Source organism: Ochrobactrum chromiisoli (assembly GCF_026241335.1).
In the GTDB taxonomy this organism is placed as follows: Bacteria; Pseudomonadota; Alphaproteobacteria; order Rhizobiales; family Rhizobiaceae; genus Brucella; species Brucella chromiisoli.
In genome coordinates this window covers 1-15,252 of sequence record NZ_JAPHAV010000021.1, presented here as the reverse complement: position 1 = coordinate 15,252, position 15,252 = coordinate 1, and the positions used below count along the sequence as shown (strand labels likewise).

The window sequence follows — 15,252 nt, the reverse complement described above, 5'->3', positions numbered from 1 at the left end:
CACTTTTCTGCGACATGTTTCATGCGGGCCGTTCCGCAAGAACCATGTAGTTCACATCGGTATCGCGTGAACGGTTCCAGCTATCGGCAAGTGGGTTATAGGTTACGCCCAGCTTGTCGATCAGATTGAGGCCCGCTTTGCAAAGAGCTGCTTCGAGTTCTTCTGGACGCACCAGCTTTTCATATTGATGCGTGCCGCGCGGAAGCCAGCGCAGCACATATTCCGCACCGATGATTGCCAGACCATAGGCTTTGAACGTGCGGTTGATGGTGGCGACAAACATCAACCCACCCGGCTTTACCATTTCGCTGGTCGCAGACATGAAAAGATCGACATCAGAGACGTGTTCGACCACTTCCATGTTGAGCACGACATCGAACTTCTCGCCCGCTTCGGCCAGAGCTTCGGCAGTGGTTGCGCGATAGTCGACTTCAACACCGCTTTGGGCCGCGTGAATTTTTGCAACTTCAATATTGGTTTCGGATGCATCCGCACCGATGACCGTTGCACCAAGGCGCGCCATCGGTTCGCACAACAGGCCACCACCGCAGCCAATATCAAGAAAGCGCATGCCTTCAAACGGGCGCGGACTATTGGCATCAAGCTTGAATTTTTCGCAGACCTTTTCCTTGATATAGGCAAGGCGTGTCGGATTGAATTTATGCAGTGGACGAAATTTGCCCTGCGGGTTCCACCACTCGGCGGCAATGCGCGAAAAATGCTCGATTTCAGAAGCATCAATCGTGGTGCGGGCAGTCTCGGTCATGTCAATCTCCTGCGAAGGCAATGTGCCGTTCTGCTCTCAAGGTAGCGCTTTAAAGTCAAGGATCAAATCAAATTCCTGATTCCAAAGCATCCATTATTGTTTCACGGGAATCACACCCTTGCGGAAGCGCGACATTTTAGCTATGTGACCCCCGGTTTGTCTGTCGCAAGAAAATAATGTTTCGGCAGGCTAAAGTGTAATTTTGCAAAAGACGGGACGTAACCTTAAATGGCGCGCATCGTGATGAAATTCGGCGGCACTTCTGTGGCTGATCTGGAACGCATCTCCAATGTGGCGCGCCACGTCAAACGTGAAGTCGATGCCGGCAACCAGGTGGCTGTTGTCGTCTCCGCCATGTCAGGCAAAACGAACGAACTGGTCAGCTGGGTGCAGAACATGCCCAAGGTTGCCGGTGGCACGTCGCCTTTTTACGATGCACGTGAATATGATGCCATTGTTGCTTCCGGCGAGCAGGTGACAAGCGGCCTTCTGGCCATTGCGTTGCAGTCCATTGGTGTTGACGCGCGTTCGTGGCAGGGCTGGCAGATTCCGATCCAGACAGACAATGCGCATGGTGCAGCCCGTATTCAGGAAATCGACGGCTCTGAAATTATCCGTCGCATGGAAATGGGACAGGTTGCCGTTGTTGCCGGTTTCCAGGGCATTGGTCCTGATAACCGCATCGCAACACTGGGCCGTGGCGGTTCTGATACGTCTGCTGTCGCGATTGCGGCTGGTGTAAAGGCCGATCGTTGCGACATCTATACCGATGTCGATGGTGTTTATACGACCGATCCACGCATTGAACCGAAGGCAAAGCGCCTTTCCCGCATTACATTTGAAGAAATGCTGGAAATGGCTTCGCTGGGTGCCAAGGTTCTTCAGGTGCGCTCGGTTGAGCTTGCCATGGTACATAAGGTGCGCACCTTCGTGCGCTCCAGTTTTACGGACCCCAATGCACCGGGCATGGATGATCCGATCAACCCGCCCGGAACGCTCATTTGCGACGAGGAAGAAATCGTGGAACAGCAGGTCGTCACAGGTATCGCTTATGCGAAGGATGAAGCTCAGATTTCGCTCCGGCGTGTGGCCGACCGGCCCGGTATCTCGGCAGCGATTTTTGGGCCTCTCGCCGAAGAGCACATCAATGTCGATATGATCGTACAGAATGTGTCGGAAGACGGTTCGAAAACCGATATGACGTTTACGATCCCGACCGGCGATATTGATAAGGCACTGCGCGTTCTTGATAAAGTGAAGGCAGAAATCGGCTCGGATCATATCCAGTCGGAAACCGGTCTTGCCAAGATTTCGGTGATCGGTATCGGTATGCGCAGCCATGCCGGTGTTGCAGCGACTGCTTTTAAGGCCCTGGCTGAAAAGGGCATCAATATCCGCGCGATCACCACGTCTGAGATCAAAATCTCGATCCTGATTGATGGTCCTTATGCTGAACTCGCAGTCCGCACGCTGCATGGCGTCTATGGTCTTGATAAGTAATTAGCCGGCTTTATCTGGTTCGTTTTGAAACAATGCCGCTCGCTAGAAATAGCGTGCGGCATTGGCTTATTGTACGACTTCTCATATTTTCGAACGATTGGACTAGACGTAGGTGTCAAAAATGCTCACAAAGGATTCGGCGTAACGCTTCGCAGGCGGGTAATGGGAACTGGCTTTGCGTGAGGCGGGGCCTGTACCAAATGAGGAGCCTCCGACGATCATGCGTGATCTGACAACTGGTCCCCGCGTGCTGCTGAAGCGGTTGCGCGAATTGATGGCGGAATCACTTGAGCCGCAGGAACGCCTTGACCGGATCGTCCGTGAAATCGCGCAAAATATGGTCGCGGAAGTTTGCTCTTTCTATATTCTGCGCGCCGATGGCGTGCTTGAGCTTTATGCGACTGAAGGTCTTAATCCTCAATCTGTTCACCTTGCACAGCTGCGTCTGGGGCAGGGACTTGTCGGCACGATTGCCGCCAGCGCGCGCCCGTTAAACCTGACCGATGCGCAGAGCCATCCTGCCTTTGCCTATCTGCCTGAAACCGGCGAAGAAGCCTATAATTCGTTCCTTGGTGTGCCTGTGCTTCGTGCTGGCCGCACTTTGGGCGTTCTTGTTGTCCAGAATCAGACCAAGCGCGCTTATCGTGAGGATGAGGTTGAGGCACTTGAAACGACAGCAATGGTTCTGGCCGAGATTATCGCGACCGGCGATGGTCTGCGTCTTGCCCGCCCCGGTATCGAACTGGATCTTGGCCGTCCGATGAGCGTGACGGGCAATGCGCTCAATGACGGTATCGGGCTTGGTCATGTCGTGCTGCATGAGCCGCGTATCGTTGTCACCAACCTGTTTAATGAAGACAGCCAGGCTGAACTGGCCCGGCTGGAAGAAGCTGTTGGCTCATTGCGCATTTCCATTGATGATATGCTTTCGCGCCGCGATGTGGCTGTGGAAGGCGAGCATCGTGAAGTGCTCGAAGCCTATCGCATGTTTGCGCATGATCGCGGCTGGGTGCGGCGTCTGGAAGAAGCCATTCACAATGGTCTGACGGCGGAAGCCGCGGTTGAGAAGGTGCAGAGCGACACGCGTGCGCGCATGGTGCATCTGACCGATCCTTATATGCGCGAACGTCTGTCCGATTTTGATGATCTGGCAAACCGCCTGCTGCGTCAGCTGATGGGACGCGATGTCAAGACTATCGCCGAATCACTGGCAAAGGATGCCATTATCGTTGCGCGCACCATGGGCGCTGCCGAACTGCTTGACTATCCGCGCGAGCGTTTGCGTGGCGTGGTGCTCGAAGATGGTGCCGCGACCAGCCATGTGGTGATTGTTGCGCGGGCGATGGGCATTCCCGTGGTCGGTCAGGCCAAGGGCGCTGTTTCCATGGCGGAAAACAATGATGCGGCTATCGTTGATGGTGATGAGGGCATTGTACATCTGCGTCCACAGGCGGATGTGGAATTGGCTTATGCCGAAAAAGTCCGCTTCCGTGCGCGTCGTCAGGCGCATTATCGCGAATTGCGCGACAAGCCTGCGCTGACGCAGGATGGCGTTGATATTTCGCTTTTGATGAATGCGGGTCTTCTGGTTGATCTGCCGCAGCTTTCGGCATCGGGCGCTGCCGGCATTGGGTTGTTCCGCACCGAGCTTCAGTTCATGGTGGCATCGACCTTCCCGCGTGCAGAACAGCAGGAACGTCTTTATCGCTCTGTGATTGAGGCTGCGGGCAGCAAGCCTGTAACCTTCCGCACACTCGATATTGGTGGTGACAAGGTTCTTCCTTATTTCCGCGCAACCGGTCAGGAAGAAAATCCAGCTCTTGGCTGGCGCGCGATCCGCCTGACGCTGGATCGTCCGGGCCTGCTGCGCACCCAGTTGCGCGCACTTTTGAAAGCGGCCGGTGGCCGTGAGCTGAAACTTATGTTGCCGATGGTGACGGAAGTGTCGGAAGTGAAGGCTGCACGCGAGATTATCGATCGTGAAGTGCGCCATCTGTCACGCTTTGCACACACGCTGCCGCTTAATCTCAAGCTTGGTGCGATGATCGAAGTGCCTGCGCTTTTGTGGCAGCTTGATGAGTTGATGTCGATTGTGGACTTTGTGTCTGTCGGTTCCAACGACCTGTTCCAGTTTCTGATGGCTGTCGATCGCGGGAACTCGCTGATTTCGGGTCGTTTTGATCAGTTGTCGCCTGCGTTTCTGCGCACATTGCGTCACATTGTTGATGCAGGCAAACGGCATGGAAAGCCGGTGACACTGTGCGGTGAAATGGCCGGACGTCCGCTGACGGCGATGGCGCTGATTGGCCTTGGTTTCCGCTCGATTTCGATGTCAGCGGCAAGTATTGGTCCGGTTAAGGCAATGCTGGGAGCGCTTGACGCGGGCAAGCTCAATGCTTTGCTTAATGAGAAGCTCGACAAGCCAAATGGTGCACATTCGCTGCGTGAGTTGCTGCTTCAGTTTGCCGAAGACAACGATATTCCGCTATAGCGTAGAAAATTGCATGAAATGTTTGGGTGTCGCGCCTTGTGCGCGGCCCTTAATACTGCTTATTCGCGCTGCTATTAAAGTTTTCAGGATATACCAATGATCGCATTGCCACAGGACCGGATGGACCAGCTTTTGAAGCGGTTCTCGATGATTGAAAGCCAGATGGCGAACAATCCGGATTCGGAAACCTATGTGAAACTTGCTTCAGAATATTCCGAGCTTCAGGAGGTCGTCGGAAAAATCCGGGAGCTGACCGATGCGCGTAATGAAGCCCGTGATCTGACTGCTATGTGCGATGATGCCTCAACCGATGCCGAAATGCGCGCATTGGCAGTGGAAGAATTGCCAGACGTTGAAAAGCGCATTGAAGGTCTTGAACAGGAAGTCCAGATTCTGCTTCTGCCCAAAGACGCTGCCGATGAAAAGAATGCGATCCTTGAAATCCGTGCCGGTACGGGTGGACTTGAAGCGGCGCTGTTTGCTGGCGACCTCTTTCGCATGTATGAGCGTTTTGCTTCCGAAAAAGGCTGGCGCGTTGAGCTTGTTTCGTCAAGCGAGGGCGATGCCGGTGGTTACAAGGAAATTATTGCCACTGTTTCGGGCAAGGGCGTGTTTTCCAAGCTGAAGTTCGAATCCGGTGTGCACCGCGTGCAACGTGTACCGGAAACCGAAGCGGGTGGGCGTATCCATACGTCTGCGGCAACGGTTGCCGTGCTTCCAGAAGCCGAAGACATTGATATCGACATTCGCAACGAAGATATCCGCATTGATACAATGCGCGCTTCGGGTGCGGGTGGTCAGCACGTCAACACGACTGACTCGGCAGTGCGCATCACGCATATTCCAACAGGCATCATGGTGGTGCAGGCCGAAAAATCGCAGCACCAGAACCGCGCCCGTGCCATGCAGATCCTGCGCGCGCGTCTTTATGATATGGAGCGGCAAAAGGCTGAGTCAGAACGCTCAGAATCACGCCGCAGCCAGGTGGGGTCGGGCGACCGTTCCGAGCGTATCCGCACCTACAACTTCCCACAGGGGCGCGTGACCGATCATCGCATCAATCTCACGCTTTACAAGCTTGACCGGGTGATGATGGGGGAACTTGATGAACTGGTCGATGCGCTGATTTCAGACCATCAGACGGCGCTGTTGATGGAAATGGGCGAAAACGCGTGAGTGGTGAACGTCTTGATCATCTGATGGCGCAAGCCCGCGCACGATTGCGGGGTGCGGGTGTTAATACGCCTGATCTTGATGCGCAGTTGCTGCTTGAATGGACAACCGGCGCGACACGGCTTGATATGATTGTATCACCGGAAAAGATGATGGATGAGGAACAGGTCGCGAAATTAAACGATGCGCTTGAGCGCCGCGCTGAAGGGGAGCCTGTGCACCGCATTATCGGTATGCGTGATTTCTATGGTTTGCCGTTCAGGCTTTCGCCCGAAACACTCGAACCACGCCCGGATACGGAGGCGCTTGTCGAGCTTGTTTCGCCCTATATTGAAAAACTGATTGCGCTATATGGTCGGGCGCTGATGCTTGATATGGGGACAGGAACGGGCGCAATTGCGATTTCACTCCTGCATAAATTTGAGAAGCTCAATGCGATCGGGCTTGATGTGGCTGATGGCGCGCTGGCCATGGCGCGGATCAATGCGGCAGCCAATGGGGTGAGTGAGAGATTTGCGGCATTGAAAAGCGACTGGTTTGCGAATGTCAGCGGAAAGTTTCATCTCATTGTTTCAAACCCGCCCTATATTCCGCATGAAGAGATTGCTGCTCTCTCAGCTGATGTGCGCGAGCATGATCCGATGGCAGCCCTTGATGGTGGGGCGGACGGGCTTGATTTCTATCGTGCTCTTGCAAGTGGGGCAGTCGGATACCTATTTGATGGCGGTATGATTGCGGTTGAAATTGGCGCGGGCCAGTTTGACGATGTCGGCGCCATTTTTGAAAGCGCCAATTTCCATTTGATCAATTCTGCAAGCGATTTGGGTGGCCACAGAAGGGCCATGGTTTTCGTGCATAAAGACATTATGCCAAGGCGCTAAGATGCTGACGCGTCATGCCTTGAAAATGTTCAATCGCCACACAGGCTTAACCAAGTATCCACGAAACATGATTACCGGTATTTGGTATTGCAAGTGTTTGATGTGTCATAAGTAAAAAAACACGCGACGACCTCAAAAAAGCGCTTGGAATTTGCGGCGAAGCCGGTTAGTTTCCAGCCACCGTATACAGCCAGAATGGTTTTGCCCGCTTGAGGGCGGTGGCGGAAATACTCCATGACGAATTAGGGTCATGCTCCTATGAGGTTTTTCTCAAGGGATGGTTTGTACGGAAATGCTCGACTTTCAAAAATAGTTCCGAAGGGTTTTCTTTTCGGGAGGTCTTGCAAATACCAAGCCAAAAAGTTCGCGTTGTCCTTTGTGGACGGTGCGGAACTCTGAACAATTCGATGTGTGGGAAGTTTTAGGGTGTGCTTCCTCCATGGCTCGATAATGCGAAGCCGGTGGCTTTAAGCCGCGGGAATTTGACGCCCTTTAATCTGAAAAGAGAAGACGATGAGGCCAGCACAGCAGAACAGGCGCATGCGCGGACGGGGAAATAACAATAATAACAACAACAACAACCGCAAGGGCCCCAATCCTCTGTCGCGTAATTATGAAAGCAATGGACCGGATGTAAAAATCCGCGGCAATGCTCAACATATTGCAGAAAAATATACGACTTTGGCCCGTGACGCACAGGCGTCCGGTGATCGGGTCATGGCTGAAAATTACCTTCAGCACGCAGAACATTACAATCGCATCATCATGGCTGCCATGGCGCAGCAGAACATTCCGTATCAGCGCGAAGAAAACTTCGACAATGATGGTGGTGATGAAGATGAAAGCGGCTATGCCCCAGCAGCGCCAGCGCCACAGCCAGCCAATGGTTCCGGGCCGCAGCCGGTGATTGAAGGCACGCCAGCTGAAGTTGTTTATGGTGAAGAGAGCAGCGAAGGCCGCGCGGACAACCGCCCTGACAATCGTTCGCAGTCCCGTGATGGTCGCGATGGACGGGATCAGCGCCGTCTCGGTCGCGGTCGCCGCCCTCAGCGCGAACGCTTCAATGCAGGCGAAACTTCCGAACAGCCTGTCATCGAGGCGGCTGTTGCAGCGCTAGCCGATGAGCAGCCAGCTCCAGCGCCTGTTGTTGAGCCGGTTGTTGAAAAGCCCGTTGCTGAAAAGCCCGCCGCTCAAAAGCCAGTGCGTGCTGAACGGCCTGCCAAAGTTGCGGAAGAAGTAGCACCGGCTGTTGAAAAGTCGGCGCCTGCGGTTGAAGCAGCGGTTGAGGCTTCGGTTAAAGAAGAAGCGCCAGCCCGCGTCACGCGGCGCCCCGGTCGCCCGCGTCGTGTTCCCAAGGATGAAGTTGCTGAACCTGCGGATTCTGATGCGTAATTGCTGAACTCGCAAGACGATAGATTTTAAAAAATGGCGCGGTTTTCCGCGCCATTTTTATTTGCATTTTAAGGCGCTTTCCGGGCTTGCCGAAATCGTTCCATACTCCCATATTCCTTCTTGGATAAGGAGCCAGCCGATAAGGGGGCTCCGTCACCAGAAGTCTTCCGATGCCGATACGGGTCGGAGGGAAAAGGAGACATTATGAATATTGAGAAATATACCGAACGGGTTCGGGGCTTTATCCAGTCTGCCCAGACATTTGCCCTTTCTTCCAGCAATCAGCAGTTTACACCTGAGCATCTTCTCAAAGTCCTCGTTGATGACGATGAAGGGCTGGTCGCGTCGCTGATTGAGCGTGCTGGCGGTCGTATCGCCGATGTGCGCATGGGCTTGCAGACAGCCCTAGAAAAGCTTCCAAAAGTGACCGGCGGTAACGACCAGCTTTATCTTGCGCAGCCTTTGGCCAAGGTTTTTACTCTTGCCGAAGAGCTTGCGACCAAGGCGGGTGACAGCTTTGTCACGGTTGAACGCCTGTTGACTGCGCTTGCTATTGAGAAGTCTGCAAAAACGTCTGAAATTCTTGCTGCTGCCGGTGTGACACCGACCGCGCTCAACAAGGTTATCAATGATATGCGTAAAGGCCGCACAGCCGATTCTGCTTCCGCTGAAAGCAATTACGATGCGCTGAAGAAATATGCGCGCGATCTGACGGAAGATGCGCGTGCAGGCAAGCTTGATCCGGTTATCGGCCGCGATGAAGAAATTCGCCGCACGATTCAGGTTCTGTCGCGCCGCACCAAGAACAATCCGGTGCTGATCGGTGAGCCCGGCGTTGGTAAGACAGCGATTGCCGAGGGCCTGGCGCTGCGCATTGTGAATGGCGATGTGCCCGAATCGCTCAAAGACAAGCAACTGATGGCGCTCGATATGGGTGCGCTGATTGCCGGTGCGAAATATCGCGGTGAGTTTGAAGAACGTCTGAAGGCTGTGCTTTCGGAAGTGCAGACGGCTGCCGGTGAGATCATTCTTTTCATCGATGAAATGCATACGCTGGTTGGTGCCGGAAAGTCCGATGGTGCGATGGATGCATCCAATCTGCTCAAGCCCGCATTGGCGCGCGGTGAGTTGCACTGTGTGGGTGCGACCACGCTTGAGGAATATCGCAAATATGTTGAAAAGGACGCAGCACTTGCGCGTCGTTTCCAGCCGGTATTTGTCGATGAGCCGACAGTTGAGGACACGATTTCGATCCTTCGTGGTTTGAAGGAGAAATATGAGCAGCACCATAAGGTCCGTGTTTCTGACTCGGCACTTGTTGCGGCTGCAACGCTTTCAAACCGTTATATCACCGACCGTTTCCTGCCGGATAAGGCAATTGACCTTGTCGATGAAGCCGCATCGCGTCTGCGTATGCAGGTGGATTCAAAGCCGGAAGAACTCGACGAAATTGATCGTCGCGCCATGCAGCTCAAAATCGAGCGTGAAGCGCTGAAGGTCGAAACGGATACGGCTTCCAAAGATCGTTTGCAGCGTCTTGAAAAAGAGCTGTCCGATCTGGAAGAGGAATCAGCGGAGCTGACGGCAAAGTGGCAGGCTGAAAAGCAGAAGCTTGGCCTTGCTGCTGATTTGAAGCGTCAGTTGGAAGAAGCACGCAATGCTTTGGCGATTGCACAGCGCAGCGGTGAATTCCAGAAGGCTGGCGAGCTGGCTTATGGAACAATCCCTCAGCTTGAGAAGCAGCTTGCCGATTCTGAAAGCATCGAAAATAAGGGCTCCCTCCTTGAGGAAACCGTAACACCTGAACATGTTGCGCAGGTTGTTGGGCGCTGGACCGGCATTCCGGTTGAGCGGATGCTGGAAGGTGAACGCGAAAAGCTTTTGCGTATGGAAGACGAACTCGCAAAGCGGGTCGTTGGACAGGGCGAGGCTGTTCAGGCTGTTTCCAAGGCCGTCCGTCGTGCGCGCGCAGGCCTTCAGGATCCAAACAGGCCAATCGGCTCGTTCATCTTCCTTGGACCAACGGGTGTGGGCAAGACCGAGCTGACCAAGGCGCTGGCTTCGTTCCTGTTTCAGGACGACACGGCAATGGTGCGCATTGATATGTCGGAATTCATGGAGAAGCACTCCGTAAGCCGACTGATCGGTGCCCCTCCCGGCTATGTCGGCTATGAGGAAGGCGGCGTTCTGACGGAAGCTGTACGGCGCAGACCCTATCAGGTGATCCTGTTCGACGAGATCGAAAAGGCGCACCCGGATGTGTTCAACGTGTTGCTTCAGGTTCTCGATGATGGTCGTCTGACCGATGGTCAGGGCCGCACGGTCGATTTCCGCAATACTGTCATTATCATGACCTCGAACCTTGGCGCTGAATATCTCGTCAATCTTGGCGAGAACGATGATGTTGAAACTGTGCGTGATGAGGTGATGGGTGTTGTGCGGGCGTCGTTCCGTCCAGAGTTCCTCAACCGCGTCGATGAAATTATCCTGTTCCACAGGCTGCGTCGTGACGATATGGGATCGATTGTCGATATCCAGCTCAAGCGTTTGCAGGCTCTGTTGCATGATCGCAAGATTACTTTGGAACTCGAAGATGATGCGCGCGAGTGGTTGGCAAACAAAGGATACGATCCGGCTTATGGTGCGCGTCCGTTGAAGCGGGTTATTCAGAAAGAAGTTCAGGACCCGTTGGCCGAACGAATTCTGGTTGGCGATATTCTTGACGGTTCGATCGTCAAGATTTTGCCTGGCTCGGACCGACTCAACTTTCGTCCTATCCGTGTGATGGGTGAAGGTGAACCGGTGCAGGAAGACGAAAAGGCCTAAGTCTTAAACTATGTCGCAAACGGCGCCGCACTCGTTTGAGTGCGGCGCTTTTTTCTTTTTGAACAGGATGTTCAGGCCATCTTCATGTCCAGTTCATCTGGCATTTGCTGTTATTGGGTAATTAATTGTTAACCATATAGTTGCATTCCTTGTCTCAAGGTAATTCAGGGTTTCTTGTATGTCGCATCTCTTACGCATGCTTCGCTTCGGATTGTTCGGGTTTGCAAGTATTTTTACCGGCATTCTTGCTGTAGGCGGTTCAGCCTTTGCGCAAACAAGTGATGCGGCAATTCATGTTTCGCAGCCAACGCAGCTCGCGCAGCTCTTTGATTGGGGGCACGATCGCGGACGCGACAGGGGCGTGCGCGTTTATACTGATGAATATGGTCGGCAGGTAACGGTTGATCGTCGCGGACGTGTTTTGCATATCGAAGACCCGCGCGATTCCGGGCGCTATGCAAGTGGTCGCCAACAGAATGATGGCTGGTCCGATGGTCCTGTGGGCGGTGGCGCGCCCTATGACGGCTTTGGCAATGTGCCTGAAGATCCGAATTATTATCCAGAAGCGCCCGCCGCGCCCGGTTATGATTATAACCGGGACGGTCAGGTCCAGCGCTCGGAATTGCCGCCGGCAGGCACCGAATACCCGGACACCGAATCACCAACAGCCAGCATCAATCGCGATCCCGGTTATCAACAGCCAGGGACGCAGCCGCAGGCTGTTCCGCATGCCGATGATATGACGCCAGCCATCGAAATGCCGAAAGGGCAGGGCGCAAAGCAGAAGATTGCGGCCTATCAGGTGTTGCTTGATCGCGCAGGTGCATCCCCCGGTGTGATTGATGGTCGCTCTGGCAGCAATGTGGACAAGGCTGCCGCCGCCTATAGCGAAATGACGGGTAAATTTCTCAATCCGAGTGATGAGGCTGCAATCAATGCCGAGCTTGAAGCCACCGGCGGCCCGGCTTTCACCGACTATACAATCACCAACGAAGATGTTGGCCGCCAGTATGTTGCATCCATTCCCGATGATTATGCCCATAAAGCACAGCTTCCGGCGATGGCCTATACATCCGTGACTGAAATGCTCGGTGAGAAGTTTCACATTGATGAAGCCTATCTCAAGGAGATCAATCCGGGTGTGAACTTCAATCAGCCGGGTTCTGTCGTAAAGGTTCCGAACCTTGGCAAAGCTGTTCGATCGAAGGTTGCACGAATCATTGCCGACAAGGCGCGGAAGCAAGTGCGCGGCTATGACGAGAACGGCAAACTAGTCGTTGCCTATCCGTCAACAATTGGCTCGTCTGATACGCCGTCACCATCGGGTATCGTGCAAGTCCAGCGCATCGCGATCAATCCGAACTATACATATAATCCGAAGCTTAACTTCAAGCAGGGTAACAATGACAAGGTTCTGACCATTCCGCCGGGTCCAAACGGTCCGGTCGGCACAGTGTGGATTGCGCTGTCAAAGCCAACATATGGTATTCACGGAACGCCTGAACCCTCGCGTATCGGCAAAACATCCAGCCATGGCTGTGTGCGTTTGACCAATTGGGATGCGGAAGAGCTGGCGAAGCTTGTGAAACCGGGTGTAACGGTTGAATTCACCGATTAGAGCGCATTTTGCTTCTGATTGGATCAGATCGGCGCTCTAATCCTTTGTTCTAACGCGCATCTTTTCCAAAAACCGTGTGACAGGCAACGAAAGCATATTCATACAATATGCTTTCGTTTTGCGTTTTTAAGCTCGCTTGTTTGAAGAATCAGCTCTTTGCCGAACCGCTGGATGCAAGTTTGGTGCCTGCATCATCTGTATTTAACAGTGTATCGATACGATCGCGCTCTTGCTTAAAGGCTTCCAGTTCCGGTCCTTTAAGCGCTTTATTATCTGGCAAACGAATACGAAGCGGGTCAACCTTGGTTCCATTAACGATCAGCTCGTAATGAAGGTGTGGACCGGTTGAAAGGCCGGTTGAGCCAACATAGCCAATCACTTGTCCCTGACGCACACGCTGACCGGCGCTTATGCCACGTGCAATTGCATTTTGATGGCTGTAGCTGCTGACATAACCATTGGCGTGACGAATCAAAGTCTGGTTGCCATAGCCATTCGTCCATCCAGCCTTTTCAACAACACCATTGCCCGAAGCAATAATCGGCGTGCCGCGTGGTGCTGCCCAATCAACACCGGTATGCATGCGGCTGTAGCCAAGAATCGGATGTCGGCGCATTCCAAAAGGAGAGCGGAATACGCCATTGGGCACCGGATTGCGCAATAGGAACTGTTTGGCACTCTTGCCGTCTTCATTGAAGTAATCGATGCTGCCATCGGGTGCCTGATAGCGGTAGAACTTTCGCGTCGTTCCGCTGAAGGTCGCTGCGACGAAAAGAAGATGGGAATCACCGTCTGGTTTTTCCGGGTCGTCCGGCAAGGAGAAAAAAGCATCGATTTTGTCGTTCGGCGAAAGGCGTGCCTGAAGATCGACATCGCTCGCCAGCATTTTGACGAGGTTTTCGCGCATGGTTTCGGTCATACCATAGGCAAGGGCTGCGCGGCTGATACCATCATATGCACTTGGCAGATTGCCGCGGATGGCGGTTGGCGGCGCATCGCCATCGAACGCAGATGCGAGCAGCGGTGTTTCTTCTGGCTGATCGGACGGCACATATTGCATACGATCATTCAGCGACACCGTCACCAGATGTGTGGTTCGATGATAAACACTCGCTCTGACAACGCGGTCTTCGCCATTTTGTGTTTCGGTCCCGATACGCAGGACGCTACCTTCTTTAAGGCGCGGCGAATTGAGCAGTTTGATAAGCGCATCCGCCATATGAGAGACGTCTTCTCCCGTGTAACCCGCATCTTGCAGCGCCTGTTTGATGTCCATCGTCCGGCGGAAAGGAATCAGTTCTTCCGAGAAACCGTCGGCGGCTTCTTCATCATCGGCACGCAGCGCAACGCTGACATTTTCCTGGGTGATTTTTACACCGAGAGCGGGGCTAAGCGCAAAAGACGAATCGGTTCCACCGAAACGCGCCGGGTCCACATAGTGTAAAGAGGCAACCTGGACATCACCGTCGGTTAGCAGCGCGCCGGTGTCGCGGACGACTTTTTCAACTTCATCAACAGTCAGATCATTGGATGCGTCGAAAGTCGTGCTGTTGAGTGGAAAATCGGCAACTTGCAGGCTGACTTCACTTTCAACTTTTGCACCGTAAATCTGCCCGGTATCGGTAGGTTGCGGTGTCGCCGGACCTTCCGAGAAAATAGACATCGCATCAAATGCCGGGTACTTGCGACTTGTTGGATGGTCAACGGCCAAAGCCATATGCACCAGCTCAAAGGGTCTTGTGCGGATAACCTCGCGCTCGCCAACCTTTTGCATCGTTGAAAGGTCGAAGCGACGGCGATCTGTGGCTTTCTGCTTTGAAATCGTGCTGACGAGGCGGGCGCCTTTGGTGACGTTCGTATCATTGACGATGCCGGGCATGTCATTGCGCGCGAGAATTTCCGGTGGCGTTGCCAATTGTTCGCGGCCATCTAGGGCGGCAAACAAAGCCACACCAATGAGCATGCAAGACGTAACGCCTGTAAGAAATGTGCCTGCAAGCCAACGTGCTGAAACTTCACGCCGGTCAGGGGGGCGGCGGCGTCCGCCTACCGTCAGCGGGGGCTCGTCACCCGGATCCAGATTGTTGGGCCCCAATTCTTTCATGCTGCTTTTGTTGGCCCTTCTGCAAATCTGGCCGCACCCGAAGGTGCGTGAACATCATTTTCCAGAAAGCAGCGGGACCGCGATCTGATGTATGGTGTCTTCCCTTAATTATGGAAGTCCCTCAAACGGGATTTTGAGTTTTGCCTGCCGTAACGCCTTAAGTCAACGATAAGCGGACCAGCTTTCGTTATTCACAGCATCCAGCCAGCCGCTTTTTGATTTGCGGGAAGGCTATTTCAATAATGAGGCCGGTTTGTGACCCCATCAGGCTATCTCTTAGGGGCTGTGTTAGAGGGGTATATATAAGCGTATATCGTGAAAACCCTGCTAATTGGGGAGAATTGTCAAAAAAGTTTCAAATAAGACAGTTTTGCCGTTGACAGTTTTGTTGAGTGGGGTCTATATGGCGCCACAACGAGGGCGGCGACGCTGCTAGCGGCAGACTGGTTCGTCCCTTGAGTTGGCAGATTGAGTTTGACAGCGATGTTTGATTTGGTTATG

The 15,252-nt window shown here is 53.6% G+C and carries 9 protein-coding genes; 7 read left to right on the top strand and 2 right to left on the bottom strand.

From position 1 onward, the window contains the following. Positions 1 to 19 precede the first annotated feature (19 nt). On the bottom strand, positions 20 to 766 hold the full coding sequence (ubiG, locus tag OPR82_RS21055) for a bifunctional 2-polyprenyl-6-hydroxyphenol methylase/3-demethylubiquinol 3-O-methyltransferase UbiG (protein WP_265986914.1): 747 nt from the start codon (positions 764 to 766) through the stop codon (positions 20 to 22). 228 nt (positions 767 to 994) lie between these two features. Between ubiG and OPR82_RS21050 the strand changes: the two genes are divergently transcribed. From OPR82_RS21050 to OPR82_RS21020, 7 genes are all read left to right on the top strand, one after another. After that, positions 995 to 2,266 carry an aspartate kinase gene (locus OPR82_RS21050; RefSeq protein ID WP_265986913.1) on the top strand — a complete coding sequence of 424 codons (1,272 nt, stop codon included), beginning with the start codon at positions 995 to 997 and terminating at the stop codon, positions 2,264 to 2,266. Positions 2,267 to 2,486: 220 nt separating this feature from the next. Beyond that, positions 2,487 to 4,757 (top strand): phosphoenolpyruvate--protein phosphotransferase, encoded by a 2,271-nt coding sequence (gene ptsP, locus OPR82_RS21045; protein WP_265986912.1) that lies wholly within the window; start codon positions 2,487 to 2,489, stop codon positions 4,755 to 4,757. A 96-nt stretch (positions 4,758 to 4,853) separates the two neighbouring features. After that, positions 4,854 to 5,933, top strand: coding sequence for a peptide chain release factor 1 (gene prfA / locus OPR82_RS21040; RefSeq protein WP_265986910.1), 1,080 nt, complete (start codon positions 4,854 to 4,856; stop codon positions 5,931 to 5,933). A gap of 23 nt (positions 5,934 to 5,956) precedes the next feature. Next, on the top strand, positions 5,957 to 6,811 hold the full coding sequence (gene prmC / locus OPR82_RS21035; protein ID WP_265986938.1) for a peptide chain release factor N(5)-glutamine methyltransferase: 855 nt from the start codon (positions 5,957 to 5,959) through the stop codon (positions 6,809 to 6,811). A gap of 513 nt (positions 6,812 to 7,324) precedes the next feature. Further along, on the top strand, positions 7,325 to 8,203 hold the full coding sequence (locus OPR82_RS21030; RefSeq protein WP_265986909.1) for a DUF4167 domain-containing protein: 879 nt from the start codon (positions 7,325 to 7,327) through the stop codon (positions 8,201 to 8,203). A gap of 204 nt (positions 8,204 to 8,407) precedes the next feature. Beyond that, positions 8,408 to 11,029 carry an ATP-dependent chaperone ClpB gene (gene clpB, locus OPR82_RS21025; RefSeq protein WP_265986907.1) on the top strand — a complete coding sequence of 874 codons (2,622 nt, stop codon included), beginning with the start codon at positions 8,408 to 8,410 and terminating at the stop codon, positions 11,027 to 11,029. A gap of 178 nt (positions 11,030 to 11,207) precedes the next feature. Further along, positions 11,208 to 12,647 carry a L,D-transpeptidase gene (locus tag OPR82_RS21020; protein ID WP_265986905.1) on the top strand — a complete coding sequence of 480 codons (1,440 nt, stop codon included), beginning with the start codon at positions 11,208 to 11,210 and terminating at the stop codon, positions 12,645 to 12,647. A gap of 148 nt (positions 12,648 to 12,795) precedes the next feature. On the opposite strand, the gene OPR82_RS21015 is transcribed toward OPR82_RS21020, so the two are convergent. Beyond that, positions 12,796 to 14,751 (bottom strand): M23 family metallopeptidase, encoded by a 1,956-nt coding sequence (locus OPR82_RS21015; RefSeq protein ID WP_265986903.1) that lies wholly within the window; start codon positions 14,749 to 14,751, stop codon positions 12,796 to 12,798. Between the last annotated feature and the right edge of the window lie 501 nt (positions 14,752 to 15,252).